The sequence below is a fragment of the Microbacterium mcarthurae genome (assembly GCF_046064585.1).
GTDB lineage: Bacteria > Actinomycetota > Actinomycetes > Actinomycetales > Microbacteriaceae > Microbacterium > Microbacterium mcarthurae.
In genome coordinates this window covers 23,865-38,989 of sequence record NZ_JAROCE010000004.1, presented here as the reverse complement: position 1 = coordinate 38,989, position 15,125 = coordinate 23,865, and the positions used below count along the sequence as shown (strand labels likewise).

General features: G+C 67.3%; 10 protein-coding genes. 6 read left to right on the top strand and 4 right to left on the bottom strand.

The genetic code is table 11. The features are described from left to right. Positions 1 to 87: 87 nt before the first annotated feature. Positions 88 to 2,199: an acyltransferase family protein gene (locus tag P5G46_RS12560; protein ID WP_408905832.1), complete on the bottom strand. Its 2,112-nt coding sequence runs from the start codon at positions 2,197 to 2,199 to the stop codon at positions 88 to 90. Between the two features lie 139 nt (positions 2,200 to 2,338). Beyond that, positions 2,339 to 4,366 (bottom strand): DUF6541 family protein, encoded by a 2,028-nt coding sequence (locus P5G46_RS12555; protein ID WP_408905831.1) that lies wholly within the window; start codon positions 4,364 to 4,366, stop codon positions 2,339 to 2,341. Positions 4,367 to 4,443: 77 nt separating this feature from the next. Between P5G46_RS12555 and P5G46_RS12550 the strand changes: the two genes are divergently transcribed. Further along, a complete protein-coding gene (locus P5G46_RS12550) occupies positions 4,444 to 6,660 on the top strand; it encodes a hypothetical protein (protein ID WP_408905830.1) in 2,217 nt (738 codons plus the stop codon). Positions 6,661 to 6,706: 46 nt separating this feature from the next. On the opposite strand, the gene P5G46_RS12545 is transcribed toward P5G46_RS12550, so the two are convergent. Both P5G46_RS12545 and glf read right to left on the bottom strand, forming a co-directional pair. Further along, on the bottom strand, positions 6,707 to 8,608 hold the full coding sequence (locus tag P5G46_RS12545) for a glycosyltransferase (protein ID WP_408905829.1): 1,902 nt from the start codon (positions 8,606 to 8,608) through the stop codon (positions 6,707 to 6,709). After that, complete coding sequence (glf, locus tag P5G46_RS12540; RefSeq protein WP_375094577.1) at positions 8,605 to 9,759, bottom strand: UDP-galactopyranose mutase; 1,155 nt, start codon at positions 9,757 to 9,759, stop codon at positions 8,605 to 8,607. The genes P5G46_RS12545 and glf overlap by 4 nt, the downstream gene beginning before the upstream one ends. A 369-nt stretch (positions 9,760 to 10,128) precedes the next feature. Here glf and P5G46_RS12535 point away from each other — a divergent pair, with 369 nt between their 5' ends. The 5 genes from P5G46_RS12535 to P5G46_RS12515 are packed head-to-tail and all read left to right on the top strand — an operon-like array spanning position 10,129 to position 15,088. Further along, on the top strand, positions 10,129 to 10,578 hold the full coding sequence (locus P5G46_RS12535) for a GtrA family protein (RefSeq protein WP_375094578.1): 450 nt from the start codon (positions 10,129 to 10,131) through the stop codon (positions 10,576 to 10,578). Further along, entirely contained in the window at positions 10,575 to 11,405 is an 831-nt protein-coding gene (locus P5G46_RS12530) for a glycosyltransferase family 2 protein (RefSeq protein WP_408905828.1), read from the top strand. Before P5G46_RS12535 ends, P5G46_RS12530 begins: the two co-directional genes overlap by 4 nt. Then, the gene (locus P5G46_RS12525; RefSeq protein WP_408905827.1) at positions 11,402 to 12,409 is read left to right on the top strand and encodes a glycosyltransferase; all 1,008 of its coding nucleotides are present in this window, start codon (positions 11,402 to 11,404) and stop codon (positions 12,407 to 12,409) included. The genes P5G46_RS12530 and P5G46_RS12525 overlap by 4 nt, the downstream gene beginning before the upstream one ends. Beyond that, positions 12,399 to 13,319: an NAD-dependent epimerase/dehydratase family protein gene (locus P5G46_RS12520; protein ID WP_408905826.1), complete on the top strand. Its 921-nt coding sequence runs from the start codon at positions 12,399 to 12,401 to the stop codon at positions 13,317 to 13,319. Before P5G46_RS12525 ends, P5G46_RS12520 begins: the two co-directional genes overlap by 11 nt. A 50-nt stretch (positions 13,320 to 13,369) precedes the next feature. Beyond that, positions 13,370 to 15,088 (top strand): hypothetical protein, encoded by a 1,719-nt coding sequence (locus P5G46_RS12515; protein ID WP_408905825.1) that lies wholly within the window; start codon positions 13,370 to 13,372, stop codon positions 15,086 to 15,088. Positions 15,089 to 15,125 lie beyond the last annotated feature (37 nt).

Below are 15,125 nucleotides of genomic sequence, written 5' to 3'. Positions count from 1 at the left end.
GAATCGACGGTGACGGCCGTCGCCGTGTGCGCCGTGCACCCTCTACGCGTGCGTGCTCACCGCTGCACACAAGCTAGCGCATCCCGGTCACCACCCGAGCAGAGGCAACATCCGCTCGCGAAGGATGGGCACGGTGGACAGCGCCCAGGAATTCGTCAGGTGGTGGTCGTCCCGGTAAACGATCCGCCCTCCCTGGGCGAACGCGCACCAGTCGTCGGGGCAGATCACGTCCGTCAGGTCGAGTGGGCGAAGGAGAAGGCTCTCGTGATCGGCCTGCGTCTCCGGCGCCATGTCATCGAGGACATCGGACCGCGGCACTCCACAGGAGGCCTCATGCGCAAGCGAGGAATCCGAGAGGCATCCGACCGGGTCGCTTCCCGTCCAGGGGTTGTCCCGGATGGCGACGGTCACGATTCCGGCATCCGCAAGACGCGCCCAGGCACGTTCGTAGGCCAGCGGAACCATCTCGCGTCCCGGCCCCGCGGTGTTGTTCGGACGCGTCAGGGTCGTGAAGACGGCATCCGGTCGTTCCTCGATCAGCGTCTCGAGCGCATTGGCCGACCAGTCCACGCAGGCGTCGTCGAAGAACTCGACACCTTCCCGGCCATGGACGAGCTCGCAGCTCCACTTGATGATCGTCATCACGCGGAAGCCGGTCTCCTCCCCGAGCAGGGACAGCGCATCGACCCACTGTTCGGTGTGCGAGCCCCCCACGACCGCCAAGACGCGCTCCGCTTCCGTGTCACCGTACGAACAGACGACCACCTCCTCCTCGACCGAATTGCACCCGTCGGTCACCGCCCGCGACTTGTCCTCCGCCGCGAGCACGAGCGAGGGGATCTGCCCGTCACGGGAGTCCCAGCTGAACAGTTCCGGGAAGACCTGGACCGATGCGCCGGGATAGCGCACCAGGTCGCCCGCGATAGTACCGAGGTGCGCGCGGCTGATCTCGACGTACGTCAGCCACACCATCGGGAGGACGAGAACGATCGCCGCCGCTGCCCCGAGCGCGGGAACGAACCGCCCCGGCCGAGGGCGGCGGCGAGGTCGAGGTCGATCGACCTCGTCTCCCGCGCCCGCCTGCTCGCGCCCGCCGGAGCGGGCGGGAAGGAACCGTCTCTCGACCAATCGTCCGGTGAGCCAGGCGAGCACCGCACTCAGGACCAGTATCCCCGTGCCGGCCAACCATCCCGGTTCCTCTCCGCCCCGCAGTCGCAGGACGAAGATCAGGACCGGCCAATGCCACAGGTAGAACGCGTACGCGTACGTGCCCGCTGCGGCGACGGGACGCCACTCGAGCACCCGCGCGGGATTTCCTCGCCCGGAGGGGAACAGGACGAGAAGAACGGCTCCGCCGAGGGGAAGGAGTGCGGCCGGTCCGGGGAAGGTGTCACCACCGTCCCACACGATGCCCGTGACGAGGATGGCGGCAACCCCGCTCCACGCGAGGATCGTGCAGACGGCGGGGTGAAGCTGCCGCCTCGGCGGCGCGGAGCGAGCGCTCCGCCGGTCGACGATGAGAGCCACCACCGTGCCCAACAGGAACTCCCATGCGCGACCGAACGTGTCGAAGTACGCCCACGCCGCGTCGCTGGCGACTCCGACGGTCGCCCACGCGAACGACACGAGGCACACCACCGTGAGGGCCTGGAGAGCGGTCCGCCGGTACCGCCGCATCTGGCCACGTCGCATGATCGTGGCGGCGAGGGCGCCGATGAACCCCAGGGCCAGGAAGAGCTGCCCCTGCACCGACATCGACCACAGGTGCTGATGCGGCGAGTTGACGGCAGCCGCAGAGCCGTACTCACGACCTGCCGAGGCGAGGTACCAGTTCTCGACCGAGAAAAGCGAGGCGATGGTCTGACGAGCGGTCTCTGCCCACACCGTCACGGGGGCCAGCAGGGCTGTGGCCACGAGAATGGCGAGGAGGACCACGAACAGCGCCGGAAGGAGTCGCCGGGCCGTGCGTGCAAGGAACGCGCCGACCGAGAAGTCGTCGCGCAGCAGCGAGCGCACGACGCCACCGCCGACAAAGAACCCGGACAGGAAGAGGAAGACGTCGACTCCGCCCGACACGCGCCCGATCCAGACGTGGTAGACGGCGACGAGTACAACAGCCAGCGCCCGCAGTCCATCGAGATCATGTCTGCGAACCGTCGTGTGCTCGCGGCGGCGCACCGCCGATACGGTCGAGGACATGCAGTCTCCTGGGCCGGGCCTGCGGGCGGGCCGGGGACGGGCGACATCTCAGGCAGGCGGCGCATTTGCACGCCTCGTGAGATACCCGCCGGGATCGGGATGGATTCACGCTAACACGCGCGCCATCCCTGCCCTTGCTTCAGCCGGGCAGAGGACCGCACTGGTCGATGCGGTAGAGAACCGTGTCGGCATCCCGCGCGACCGGAGTGAAGACGCCCTGCTCCACCGCCGAGTGAGGCCCGGGGAAGAGATTGCCCGCGGGGTCTCCGCCGGCGAGAGCGTGGGGGCTGTACAGCACGAACCGAACACGGAGGCGGTCCAGTGCTGCACAGACGCGGGGATCGTCGCCGATCGCCGCGAGATCACGAGCCAGAGCACTGCGATCGGGATCCCAGATGCCGTTGACGTGGGGGAAGACCGGCTCTCGATCCCCGTACACACGAGACCACGCCGATCCGTCCCACGGATCGCCCAGGACTCGCTGTCCCTCAGGCACGAGATCCGGAAGACGACCGAGGAGCGAGATCTGAGCCTCGGACACCACCTCGGAGGTGGCGTACGAGGACGGCATCCGGAACACTTCGCCCACTCCCGCGGTGACGCCTCCCATCATCATCACGACGCAGGACACCGCGGCGACGACCCCGCTGAGGGCTATCGCCGGTGCCCGGAGGTGCGTTCGCCCGTCTGTGACCCGGGCGAGGAGCCGCTCGCCGATCCCGATGATGCCCACCGCCGCCAGGGGAACACCCAGGACGGGAACGAGGGAGGAAAGCCTGTATCGGTCCTTATACCACACCCCGGTCAAGAGCTTGGCGATGACGTCGTCGGAACCGGCTGCGAGGGCGAAGAGAACAATGACGGCGGCGTAGGCGACGACGATCCATCGCAATCGCGGGACCCGCAAAGCGAAAACGATACCGGTCACCACGGCGGCCGCCAGGAGCAGCGAGGGAATGGTCACCTGCGCGCCGACACCCGTCGGCCAGGCCTGAAACAAACCGTTGGCAAGACCGTCGACGATGGACTGGGTCGCCTGGGCCTGGGGTCCGCTCAGTCGCTCCTCGATCGGTCGATCGAAGACGCCGAGCACACGGACGGCAACCAAGAGAGCGGCGCCGGCAGCAACGACCAGGGTGATCCCGCTTCCCAGGACGAAACGAACGAGCCGCCGTCGACGGGCGCCCCCCGCTCGCCAGGCCTCGCCCATGACCCGAAGGAGCCCGAAGACAACTGCGGGTACAAGGAGCAGCATCCAGGATGCCAGCACCCGAGGTTGAGCGAACGCGAGCGCGAAGACCGCGCCCCCGAGGGCGAGCGATCCCGTGACCGTAGATCGCCAGCTCCGCACGGCGGAGCTATCGCGGGCTCTTCGCGCCACGACGATAGGCAGCGCCACAGCTGCCGGCAGAAGCGCGGTCGCCAGGAAGGTCGGGTACAACGTCCCCCAGGTGAGCAACCCGTAGGGCATGGTCACGAAAGCGACCGAGAGCGGCAGCGCCACCACCGCAGACACCGCGGCATTGACCGGACGCAGGAGAACCTGAGTCAGCCAGGCCACCCCCGGCATCCAGATGGTCACCGCTACGGCGATCCAGGTGGCATTCGTCGCGAGAGGGATTGAAGCGCCCGTCGTCATCGCGACCGATGCGACGAGCGCATGCCACCCGGCGGGGTAGTACGCGAAGGTGGAGGACGGTTGGATCAGCGAGCGCAAGGTGAGTGAGGAGGCGTCTCGTCCTGCGACGATCTCGGCGATCGCGGAGAGGTGAAAAACGTTGTCGTAGGTTTGCGACACGCGCGCAGGGTCGGGGACCGCGGCGAAGGCGACCAACGTCAGCGCGACGGCGGAGAGGATCCACGCCGTCGCGATCCACCTGCGCCGACCGCTGTCGTCCAGCTTGCCCTTGGCCGCCGGGGCGAGGGAACGAACCAGCACGGCCCCGAGAGCGGCCGGAACGAGCGGATGCCACGGCTGCCACGCGGCTCCGATCAGACCGCCGCCCACACCCGCGACACCGATCGCGAGCACGGAGCACACGCCGGCGATGGCGGCGCGTTCGACCAGGCCCAAGCGGAGGGGCCAGGTGACGATGAGGCCGGGCACGAGCAGGATGAGAACGGCGGCCATCGTGACGACGAGCCCCGAACCCCACTGATCCAACATCGCGGGCAAGCTTAGACCGCTCGTCGAACGGAACGGTTCAGGTGTGTCACCGCAGCGCCGATCTAGACTGGTGCACCATGTCCGCACCTGCTTCCACAGCGTCCGATCGCGACGTGCAGCCTCCGGTATCGGAACGCATTCCGGCCCTACGGCGCGAAGCGGTCGCCATGGCGCTGGTAGCGGTGTTCACCGTCACCGTGTCCCTTCTGCCGCTGGCGTTCAATCGGCAGTTCTACTTCTTCGCCGATACGCCGGACGGCGCCTACGGCCAGTGGTACGAGCTCGGACAACAGCTCGCCGCGGGCAACTGGCCGCTGATGAACCCCGCTGCGTGGATGGCTGGCAACTACGTCGCTGAGGGACAGTGGGGGCTCTGGAACCCCCTCATCCTGGCGACCGGACTGTTCGTCTCCGCGTCGGCCAACGCCGTCGTGGCCTCGACGGTCATCAAGGTGTTCTTCCTCGCAGTGGGGGCGACAGGGGTCTACGCGCTGACCCGCGTCTACGGCGCCCGCCGCGAGTGGGCCATCGTCGCCGGGATCGCTGCACCGTTCGCGGGGTTCACGTTCTTCATGGACGCGCCCAGCTGGGTGACGAACATGATCACCTGGGCGTTCTTCGCCTGGGCGGCTGCTGCGCTCCGGCTCTGGATCACCCGCGGCGCCGCATGGATCCTGGCGGTTTACGTAGCGGTGTACCTCCTCATCACCGTGGGGTACGTGCAGGGCACGCTCATGCTCGTGTTCTTCTTCATCGCCCTCCTGCTGGAAGCCGCGTTCCGCCGCGACGGCACGGCGGCCGTCCGCACGCTCGTGGCCGGGGTCCCGGCGGCGCTGATCGCCCTGGCGGTCTACCTCCCCGGCGTGCTGACGGCCTCCGTAACGGCTCGGTCTTCCGAGATCGCGAACGACGGATTCCTGGTGGTAACCCTCACCGGCCTGTTCACATCGTCCGTTCCCTCGGGCCAGGTCGACCTCACCGGGTGGTGGGGGCGCTACACCGACGTGCCCCTCCTCTACATCTTCTGGCTCCTTCCGCTCCTCGCCGTCGTTCCCTGGTCTCGCGTGCGGCAAGGGTGGGCGAAATGGTCCACGCTCGTGCTCTTCGGCGGCATGGCCGCTGCCCTCGCGGTCGGCCCATCGACGCTCGGCCCTTTGCGGTTTCCTGCGCGCACCATGCCCTGGGTCGCTCTCGTCGTCATCTGCCTCACCTGCCTTCTGCTCTCCCGCGCAGAGGGGAAGTGGGTGCTCAGCCGCGTTCGGGTCCTCACCGTCGGCGTTCTGTGGGCAGCACCGTTCTGGCTCGCTTTCAGCCAGGTCCCCCCCGGCTGGCGGCGACACCTCGTCTTCGCCGCAGTGACCGGAGCCGCACTCCTGGGGATCGTCCTTCTGCGTCGCGCACGCCACGGTGCCCGTAAACGCACCGTCGCCGTTATCGCCGCGACGGGAATCGTTGTCGTCGGCATCCAGTCTGCGATGTTCGCGGATTCCCTCGTCTCCCGGGCACCCTACGAGGATGAGGCTTCGGCGTACACGGAGGGCATGCCGACGGGCTACGGCGAGGGCATGGTGGTGGGTTCCCCGCTCGGTATGCCCGAATCCGTCTTCGACGAGGTCGAGTTCGCCAACATGTGGTACTTGACCGACCGTGTCAACGTTCTCAACCTGTACACCCCCGTCGAGTATCAGGCGATGGCGCAAGACCTCTGCCTCGCCTACGACGGACGCACGTGCCCCGACGCCGTGGACAAGATCTTCGACACGGACCCGGAGACAGGCGCGGTGGTGGCAGACCTCATGTCGCTGGACTCCGTGCAGATCCTCGAAGACGACGTGCGTGATATCGACGATCTGATCGCTCTGACTCCCCCGGCGGGATGGACGCGCAGTTTCGTCGGCCAGCACAGTGTCGTGTGGACTCGCGACGTCCCGACCGGCGAGGTCGGTTCGGTCTCATGGACCAGTCCCGGCACCGAAGTCGAGGTCATCGAGGACACCCCGCTCCAGACGACGTTCCGCGTGACGGCTGTGCCTGCCGACGGCGGACGCGTCGCTCTCAGTCGTCTCGCCTGGCCCGGGTATCAGGTCGATGGCGCGGATCTCGGGGCGCCCTTGCGAGGCTACTTGACGAGTGTCGACGTCCCCGCCGATGCCACGGGGTCGCTCATCACCGTCGCCTTCGCTCCGCCCGCCTGGCCTCTCATCGTCGGAGGCATGCTCGGCAGCGCCCTGTTCACCGCCGCGGCCGCGGTCTTCGCCGTTCGCCGACGTCGTCGTCGCGTCGCTCGTCCGTAAACGCTGAAGGCGGCGATCGCCAGTGCGATCGCCGCCTTCATGTGCGTCAGGACGCCGAGGTATCGGTGAAGATCTTCTCCCAGGCTGCGGGACTGGTGATATCGGTGAGGCCGTCGCGATACTGCGCCGACAGTCGCGGGAAGCGCCGCCACAGCTTCAGGTGAACCATGACGCTCTTGATCAGGAAGCGACGCATCAGGGCACGATCTCGCTGGTACCAGGCGACGCCCAGCCCGTCGGGAGATGTGACCAGCGCGGAGTCGATGTCCGAGAACCTCCACCAGGAGATGTCCGGGGCCGGAATGATGCGTTCGGGATGCCGCTTACTGTGCGCGGTCTCGCGGACCAGCAGCTGCCGGACGGCGACACGAGCGGCGAGCACCAGAGCGGCGACCGGGTTCGTCGGCCGACGGACCGTCCCGCGCGCACCGGGAGCCCGGCGCACGACCGGAAGATCGGCCAGGTTCTCGACAACACGCGCGTCGCTGTACTGGCCGCGCATCTGACGGATCTCTGCTTGGCGCTGCGGGAGGAGCCCCGGGAGGGCCGAGGGGCCGCGGAGGAGGTCGGCGAGAGCTTCGTGTCGGAGCCGAACGGTCGAGTACTGCAGCATGAACAGCAGCTTGATATCGCCGAGGAAGGACATCAGCGGCAGCGCGGCTCCTCGCTTCCCTCCGGGATGCAGAAGACCGGTTATCCACCGATTGCGGTGGATGAAGTACTCCTCCCACGTTCGGGAGGGGTCCTTATCGTGCCAGGCCATGTGCCAGACAGCGACGCCCGGAAGACACACCGTCGGGTAGCCCTGGTCGCCCGCACGCAGCGAGAACTCGATGTCGTCGAACTTCAGGAACACGGGCAGCGAGAGCCCGATCCTGTCGAGGACCTCCGTGGGGATGAGGCACATCCACCACCCGTTGAAGTCGGCGGCGAGACGCCGGTGGAGCTCAGGTGTCGCCCGCAGAGTGTCCTCGGCGAAATCGTGGTCGTACTCGCTCTCGCCCGAAGGACGCATCCAGCTGCGGCCGTAGTCCCACGTCTCGCCCTGCGTGTAAAGGACGGCGCGCTCATCGAGGTGCAGCATTCCCCCGCCGACGATCGTCGGCTTGATGCAGAAGTCGGCGAATCGCACGCTGCGGACGATGGCCTCGGGCTCGGAGATTGCATCGTCATCGAGCAACAGCACGTAGCGACTGCGCTCCCCTCGAAGCGTCTCGAGCATGGCCCGACCGAATCCGCCGGATCCGCCGAGGTTCGCCTGTCGGATGACTCGCAGCCGGTCGCCGAGCACCTCCGCGGCCGCGGGGAAGCCGGGCTGGTTCGACACCAGGTCCGTCCCCTGATCCACGAGGAGAATGGTGTCCAGCACGTCCTTGATGCCCTCGTCCTCACCGACGGCGACGAGCTGGTCGAGCGCGTAGGTGGGACGGTTGAAGGTCGTGATACCGACCGTGACGGTTCCTTCGACCTCTCGGGTATCGGGCACCTGCCACTCGGCACCCTCGAGCGTGGCCTCCCCTCCGGCGCAGGCGACATCGAACCAGTAGTAGCCCCCGTCGATGAATGACGTCAGGGGCAGGTCGATCTCGACCGTCTCGTCGGAGAAGGATCGGGATGCCACGGCCGACGACCGGCCCCGGGCGCTCGACTTGTAGACCGAGAGCAGCCCGCGGCCCGACAGCGTGGCGGAAAGCCGTACGGCGCGGACGTTGGTGAATCGCTGCCAGTAGCTGGCCGGGAACGCGTTGAAGAACGTTCCCATCGACACGCGGCGGTGCGGGAAGATCCTGATGGATCGACGGCCCTGGATCTCATAGCTTTCGCCCGGCTGCGAATCCGAGCCGTCGCCGGTGTCGACGTACAACGACGACACTTCCGCCACTCCCCTGACCGGGAAGACGGTGTGATTGACGGTCGCGAAAGACGTGATGGTCGTGGTCGAACTCACTGCTGCTCCCCCGATCCCGCGAGCGTGTTGTTCCACATCGACAGGGCCGAACCGATGGCCATGTGCATGTCGAGGTACTGATACGTCCCGAGGCGGCCGCCGAAGTGCACGTCGCGCTCCCCCTTCGCGAGGTCGCGGTAGGCCAGCAGCCCCGCACGGTCGTCCGCAGTGTTGACCGGGTAGTAGGGCTCGTCCGCGCGCGTCGCGAACCGAGAGTATTCGCGCACGACGACCGTCTTGTCGGAGGGATAGCGGTCCGCGCGCTCAGGGTGGAAGTGCTTGAACTCGTGGATGCGGGTGTAGGGAACATCGGAGTCGGCGTAGTTCATCACGCTGGTCCCCTGGAAGTCACCGATCGGCAAGACCTCCTGCTCGAAGTCGAGCGTCCGCCACGACAGCTCACCCTCGGCGTAGTCGAAATACCGGTCGACGGGGCCGGTGTAGACGACGGGCACCTGACCCACCGTGGCCCGTTTGTTCAGCGGCTGACCCTCATCGAAGTAATCGGTCGACAGCTTCACGTCGATGTTCGGGTGGTCAGCCATGCGCTCGAGCCACGCGGTGTACCCGTCGACGGGAAGTCCCTCCCACGTGTCGTTGAAGTACCGGTTGTCGTAGGTGTAGCGAACCGGAAGACGCGAGATGACCTCGGCCGGGAGATCCTTCGGGTCGGTCTGCCATTGCTTGGCGGTGTAGTCGCGGATGAACGCCTCGTACAGCGGCCGACCGATCAGACCGATGGCGCGCTCTTCGAGGTTCGCGGCATCCTTCGCGTCGAACTCGCCGGCCAGTTCCTGCACAAGGGCCCGCGCTTCGTCCGGCGTGTAGGCCGCCTGGAAGAACTGGTTGATGGTGCCGAGGTTGATCGGCAACGGATACACCACGCCCTTGTGCGTCGTGTAGACGCGGTGGACGTAGGAGGTGAACTCGGTGAACCTGTTGACGTACTGCCAGACCGACGGATTCGAGGTGTGGAAGAGGTGGGCTCCGTAACGGTGCACTTCGATGCCCGTCTCCGCCTCGGCCTCGGAGTACGCATTGCCTCCGATGTGGTGGCGCCGGTCGATCACCGTCACCTTTCGCCCCGAGGCGGCCGCCCGCTCTGCAATGGTGAGGCCGAAGAAACCCGAGCCGACGACCAGGAGATCCATAAGCTGCAACTACTTCCGTTCGCGATATGTGGGGGCACGCGAGACACCGATGGCCTCCGATACCCTCTCGCGAGTCTACCCGCGGTCCCGGCAGGGCCCGAACGCGCGGCGTGGCTCCGGATCGACGAAGGGTAAGCTGATTGTGGATCCGGCCGCGTCATCGACGGTTGCTCAGGGCCGAGGCGCTAGCCTCGATGTCGGCAATCTGCTCGCCGAATCACCCGCTTCGACCGTGGCGCCTCGTCACGTGGGCGGCGTGCAGACCGACCCGAACGAAAGGCCCGCGCACGATGAGAACCGGCCCGACCCTGCGGCGGTCATTTAGCCGCAGCCGGAAGGACTGCCGTCGCGCCGAACGATCGGTGTTCCGTGGCTGAGCGGGAGGTCGTCGCCGGCATGAGCGGGCCCGATGGCCCCCTGCTCCGGCTCATCAAGGACCGTCGCGTCGCCTTCCTCGTCGTCGGCGTCATCAACACGGTCGTGGGCTTCGCCTGGTTCGCGATCTTCGATCTGACGGTCGGTCGTATCTGGGGATACATGGTGACCCTGCTGTTCGCTCATGTGGCCTCGGTTTTGTGCGCGTTCTTCCTCTACCGCCGGTTCGTGTTCCGCGTTCGCGGTCACGTTTGGCTGGATCTCGCGCGCTTCGAGAGCATCTATCTCGTCTCCCTCGGCATCAACGCCGTCCTGCTTCCCCTCCTGGTGGAGTTGGTGGGCCTCGTGCCGATCGTCGCCCAGGCACTGATCGTCTTCGTGACGACCCTGGTCAGCTACATCGGCCACAGCCGATTCTCGTTCCGAAGGAAGAAGGTCTCGTGACGGCACCCCGATTGAGCGTCGTGATCCCCGCCTACAACAACGGCCGGACCATCGCTGAGACCATGCGTTCCGTCCTTGCGGATGAGTCCGTCGATCTCGAATTGATCGTCGCCGACCACTCCTCCTCTGACGACACGCTCGCGGAGATCCGGCGCTTCGAGGACGACGATCGGGTCACGATCCTGCACACCCCCGCAGGTGGCGGCGCTCCCCGCAACTGGAATCGCGTGACGGAGAGCGCCCGCGGAGAGCTGATCAAGCTCGTGTGCGGCGATGACATCGTCCTGCCGGGAACGCTGAAGCGCCAGATGGCGATCCTCGAGGACTCCTCGATCGTGTTGACCGCGTGTCGGCGCGACATCGTGGACGCCGATGGTCGTGTCCTCTTCTCAGGGTGGGGTCTGCGCGGACTCGGCCGCCGCATGCCGGGCGCGCGGGCCGTCCGCGCCGCCGTGCGTGCGGGGTCCAACCTCTTCGGTGAACCTGCCTCTGTGATGATGCGCCGCGAGGCCCTCACCGCGGTCGGAGGCTGGCGCGCGGATTTCCCCTACCTGATCGATCAGGCCACGTACTCGGATGTCCTGCTTCGCGGCGATTTCGCACCGGATGCCACCACGGGCGCGACCTTCCGCATGAGCGCCAGCCAGTGGAGCGTCGCCCTCGTGCGCGACCAGTCCGCGCAGGCGAAGGCGTTCCACCGCGCTCTTCACCGCGCGCATCCCGACGCGGTGTCGGCGATGGACGTGGTCATCGGCAACACGCGAGCTGCGCTCATGGCCCGGGCGCGACAGGCCTCCTACCGGATCCTGAAACGGAGAATGCGATGAGCCTCCCCGAGACGACGCCGTACACCCACGGCATCACCATCGTCATCCCCGTCTACCAGGCCGAGCGCACACTCCGGGGCGTATTGGACGAGATCGTCCCCCTGACCGAGGGCTTCGTCACCCCGGGAGGTCGATCGGCTCGCGTCACCGAGGTGATCACGGCTTACGACCACGGCCCCGACCGGTCGGACGCTGTCATCCGGGAACTGGCGAGCGAGTACTCCTGGGTTCACCCGGTGTGGCTCAGCCGCAACTTCGGCCAGCACGCGGCGACACTGGCCGGTATCGCCTCTTCGGGCGGCGACTGGGTCGTGACACTGGACGAGGACGGCCAGCACGACCCCGCATTCATCGGACGCCTGCTGGATACGGCACTCGACGAACAGGCCGACGTCGTCTACGCCGAGCCGACCAATCGCCCGCCGCACGGAGCGGTGAGGAACGCGGCATCCAAAGCGTCCAAGCGGATTCTCGAAACGGTCTTCGGCGGAGGTCGGGCGTCGCATTTCAACAGCTACCGGCTCATCCTGGGCGAGGTTGCACGCAGTGTGGCCGCCTATGCGGGAACCGGTGTCTACCTCGACGTCGCCCTGGGCTGGGTCGCCGCCCGCATCGTCACCTCACCCGTTGAGCTGCGAGAGGAGGGCGATCGTCGCTCGGGCTACTCGTACCGCCGGCTGATGGCCCACTTCTGGCGCATGATCCTGACGTCCGGAACCCGCGGACTGCGCCTGGTCACGGCGGCCGGTGTGGTCTTCTTCGTGGGGGGTGTGCTCTTCGCCCTGTATCTCGTCGTGATGCGTTTCGCGTCCGGCGACATTCCCGAGGGCTGGACTTCGCAGATGGTGGTGACCGCGCTGGGCACCGGGCTGGTGCTCGTCTCGCTGGGCATCGTCGCGGAGTACCTGGGCGTCGCGGTCAACATGGCGATGGGGCGTCCGCCGTACCTCATCGTGCGGGATCCCTCCTCCGGCCCCCTCGGGCACGCCGACGATGGGCGCTGACGGAGCCTGGGTCATCGGTCGCGGCCTGCTCGGCCGCGCCGTCGAGAGGGAGCGCGGGACCTCCGCGGCAGCGCGGCCCATCCGCTGGGGAGATCCGGATTCGTCGGTGATCGACCTGCGCACCCATGCGACCGCTTTGGCGCGGCGCGAAGGACCGCTCGAGATCTACTGGTGCGCCGGGCGAGGGGTCACCTCGACTCCTCGCGAGCAGCTCGACCTCGAGGTCGACGTCTTCCGTCGAGCCTTGGAGGTCTTCGCGGACGTGCTCCAGGGGCGAGACGTCCGCGTCTTTCTCTCGTCCTCCGTCGGTGGGGCGTACGCGCTCGCTCCGTATCCGCCGTTCACCGAAGAAACCCCGGTCGCCCCGGGCTCCTCCTACGGTGTCGCCAAACTCGCGATGGAGCAGGAACTGGCCGCGTTTGCCCGGCAGACGGGATGGCGGACGTTCGTCGGACGCATCACGAATCTGTACGGACCGGGCCAAGACATGGCCAAGGGACAGGGGCTCGTCTCTGTCATCACCGACAGCTATGTCACCGGTCACCCCGTGTCTCTGTATGTCTCGCTCGACACCTTGCGGGACTACATCTACGAGGACGATTGCGCACGCGTGATCGTCGCGGGGATGCGACGGCTGAGCTCAGAACCCGCCGGCTCCAGCATCACCAAGATCATCGGCGCGATGTCGGCCGTCTCGATCGGTGCGCTGCTGGGCGAGGCCACGCGTCTGCGTCGCCAGCGATCACGCATCACCCTGGGTCAAGGACGCGCCGGAGGGCAATCCTCGGACCTCCGCGTGCGGTCGGTCGTTTGGCCGGAGCTGGACGCCCTCGTCCGCACCACGTTGCCGGAGGGCCTCGACAAGGTTTTCCGTGCTCGCCTGGCGGCCCAAGGGAACGGTCGACGGTGATTCGGCGCGGCAGCGACCGCGTAGTCGCAGCCACGGGCGTCGCGTCTTCTGTGCTGATCTACGCCATCGCGATGTTCTCGGCGCTGTTCCTTTCGCCGCCGAGTCCGCTGAGGGCCATCCGCACGTTCGCCTGGCACGACCAGCTGGGCTATCTGAGCATGGTCGCCAACGTGGCCGATGGCGACCTGCGCGATCACGAACCCGTCACCGAGACCGGCGCAAACTACTACCCTCGCGCGTACTACACCGCGGTGGGGCTTATCGCCAGGGTTCTTCATATCGACGCGATCACTGCGTGGAACCTCGTTTCCGTGCTCATCCAACTCCTCGCTGTGGCGGCTCTTTCGATCTGCCTCATCCGCGTCTCCCGGCGGGCCTGGATGGGTTTTCTCGCTCCGCTGCCATTCTTTGCCGGAGTCCTCTCCTTCCTCTCGCCGGAGAGCGAGGGCTGGTATCGGCCGCTGGATTCCCACGCCGTGCTGTGGGGCCCCTACGGCGCCCTGTTCTCCAATAACGCCGAAGCAGCAGGGCTTTCGATCATCGTCATCGCGGCCAGCGCCCTCAGCGCGGTGTGGCTGCGACCGACTGCGCCCCGCATCAGGGTGGGCGTGACCCTCCTCGCCGTGGCCGCGCTCGGGGCGCTGTCCGGCTTTCAGACGTACAGCTTCTTGACCGGCGCCTACGGCCTGGCCTACGTCGCCGCAGCGGTGTTTCTCAGCCACCCGGGGCGGCGCTGGTGGATGATCGCGACAGCGGCGACCATCCCTCTGCTGTTCACCGTGGGGCCCGTGGTCTTTGACCTGATGGGCCAGCTGCCCGCTCTGATCCTCGGGCTGCTGCCGGCGGCTCCAGGTCTGCTGCGCGGACTCATCCGGACCCGCGGCCTCGTAGCGCTCTACGCGAGCACATACGCACTGGCGGCGTCCCCTCAGATACTCGCCACGGTCTCTGGCATCCGTCGCGGTGATCCGTTCTTGACCTATCGCGTCGCCTCCAACGTCGATCTGGGGGTCGCGCGGCCCGATGCCCTCGTTGCGGCCCTCGTCGTGGCCCTGCCCCTCCTGACCGTGCTCGGACTTTCTCTCCGGCGGAGACTTCGGGTGCCTGCAGCAGTTGCTGCCGCGGCGGGTGCAGTCTGGATCATTCTCAGCCTCAACGACGTGTGGGGGCCCAATGCCGAGCCCTACCGTTTCTGGATCGACTGCTTCCTCCTCAGCGGCGTCCTGACCGCCGTGGCCGGCGCCGCCGTCATCGGCGCGGCGACGTCCCGCACCGAAGAGCGATCCGGGCCCGCGGTGATCCCCCTGCTGCTCGCCGGCGCCTGCGTGGTCGTGTACGTCACCGGCCTCGCCGACTTCGGGCGCTTTGCGGTCGACCCTCAGATGTCGGCGACCTGGAATCCCGAGAGCCCACGTGCGGCCGCGGTCACCGAGTTGGCTCGCTCGACCCACGCGATCGACGGGCGACTCCTCCTCGTGGACAACTGCATCGACGACCGAACCGTCAAGGCGACATCCGGTGCGCCGATGCCCTTCTACTACCTCGGGATGGCGTGGCCGGAGAACCGAGATGCCGTCCAAACGGTCATGGACGCCCGATCGCGGTACGAGCGCATCACCGCCGCTCAGGCGGAAGCCGCCCAGATCGGGTGGGTTCTCCTCGACAGCGCGTGCGTCCGGCATGTCGGCGTCGACGGTGTTCCTGGACGACTCGTGGCACAGCGTACGTACGGCGCCGGGCTGACCCTCGAGCTTCGGCGTCTACCGTGACGCCTGTCTCGAGTCTCGGCGCGCACCTGGCAGGATG

Bases quoted from the DNA above. Each gene is read 5' to 3' on its own strand.
- P5G46_RS12555 (WP_408905831.1), bottom strand. From the start codon at position 4,366: ATGTTGGATCAGTGGGGTTCGGGGCTCGTCGTCACGATGGCCGCCGTT.
- P5G46_RS12520 (WP_408905826.1), top strand. From the start codon at position 12,399: ATGGGCGCTGACGGAGCCTGGGTCATCGGTCGCGGCCTGCTCGGCCGC.
- P5G46_RS12525 (WP_408905827.1), top strand. From the start codon at position 11,402: ATGAGCCTCCCCGAGACGACGCCGTACACCCACGGCATCACCATCGTC.
- glf (WP_375094577.1), bottom strand. From the start codon at position 9,759: ATGGATCTCCTGGTCGTCGGCTCGGGTTTCTTCGGCCTCACCATTGCA.
- P5G46_RS12560 (WP_408905832.1), bottom strand. From the start codon at position 2,199: ATGTCCTCGACCGTATCGGCGGTGCGCCGCCGCGAGCACACGACGGTT.
- P5G46_RS12550 (WP_408905830.1), top strand. From the start codon at position 4,444: ATGTCCGCACCTGCTTCCACAGCGTCCGATCGCGACGTGCAGCCTCCG.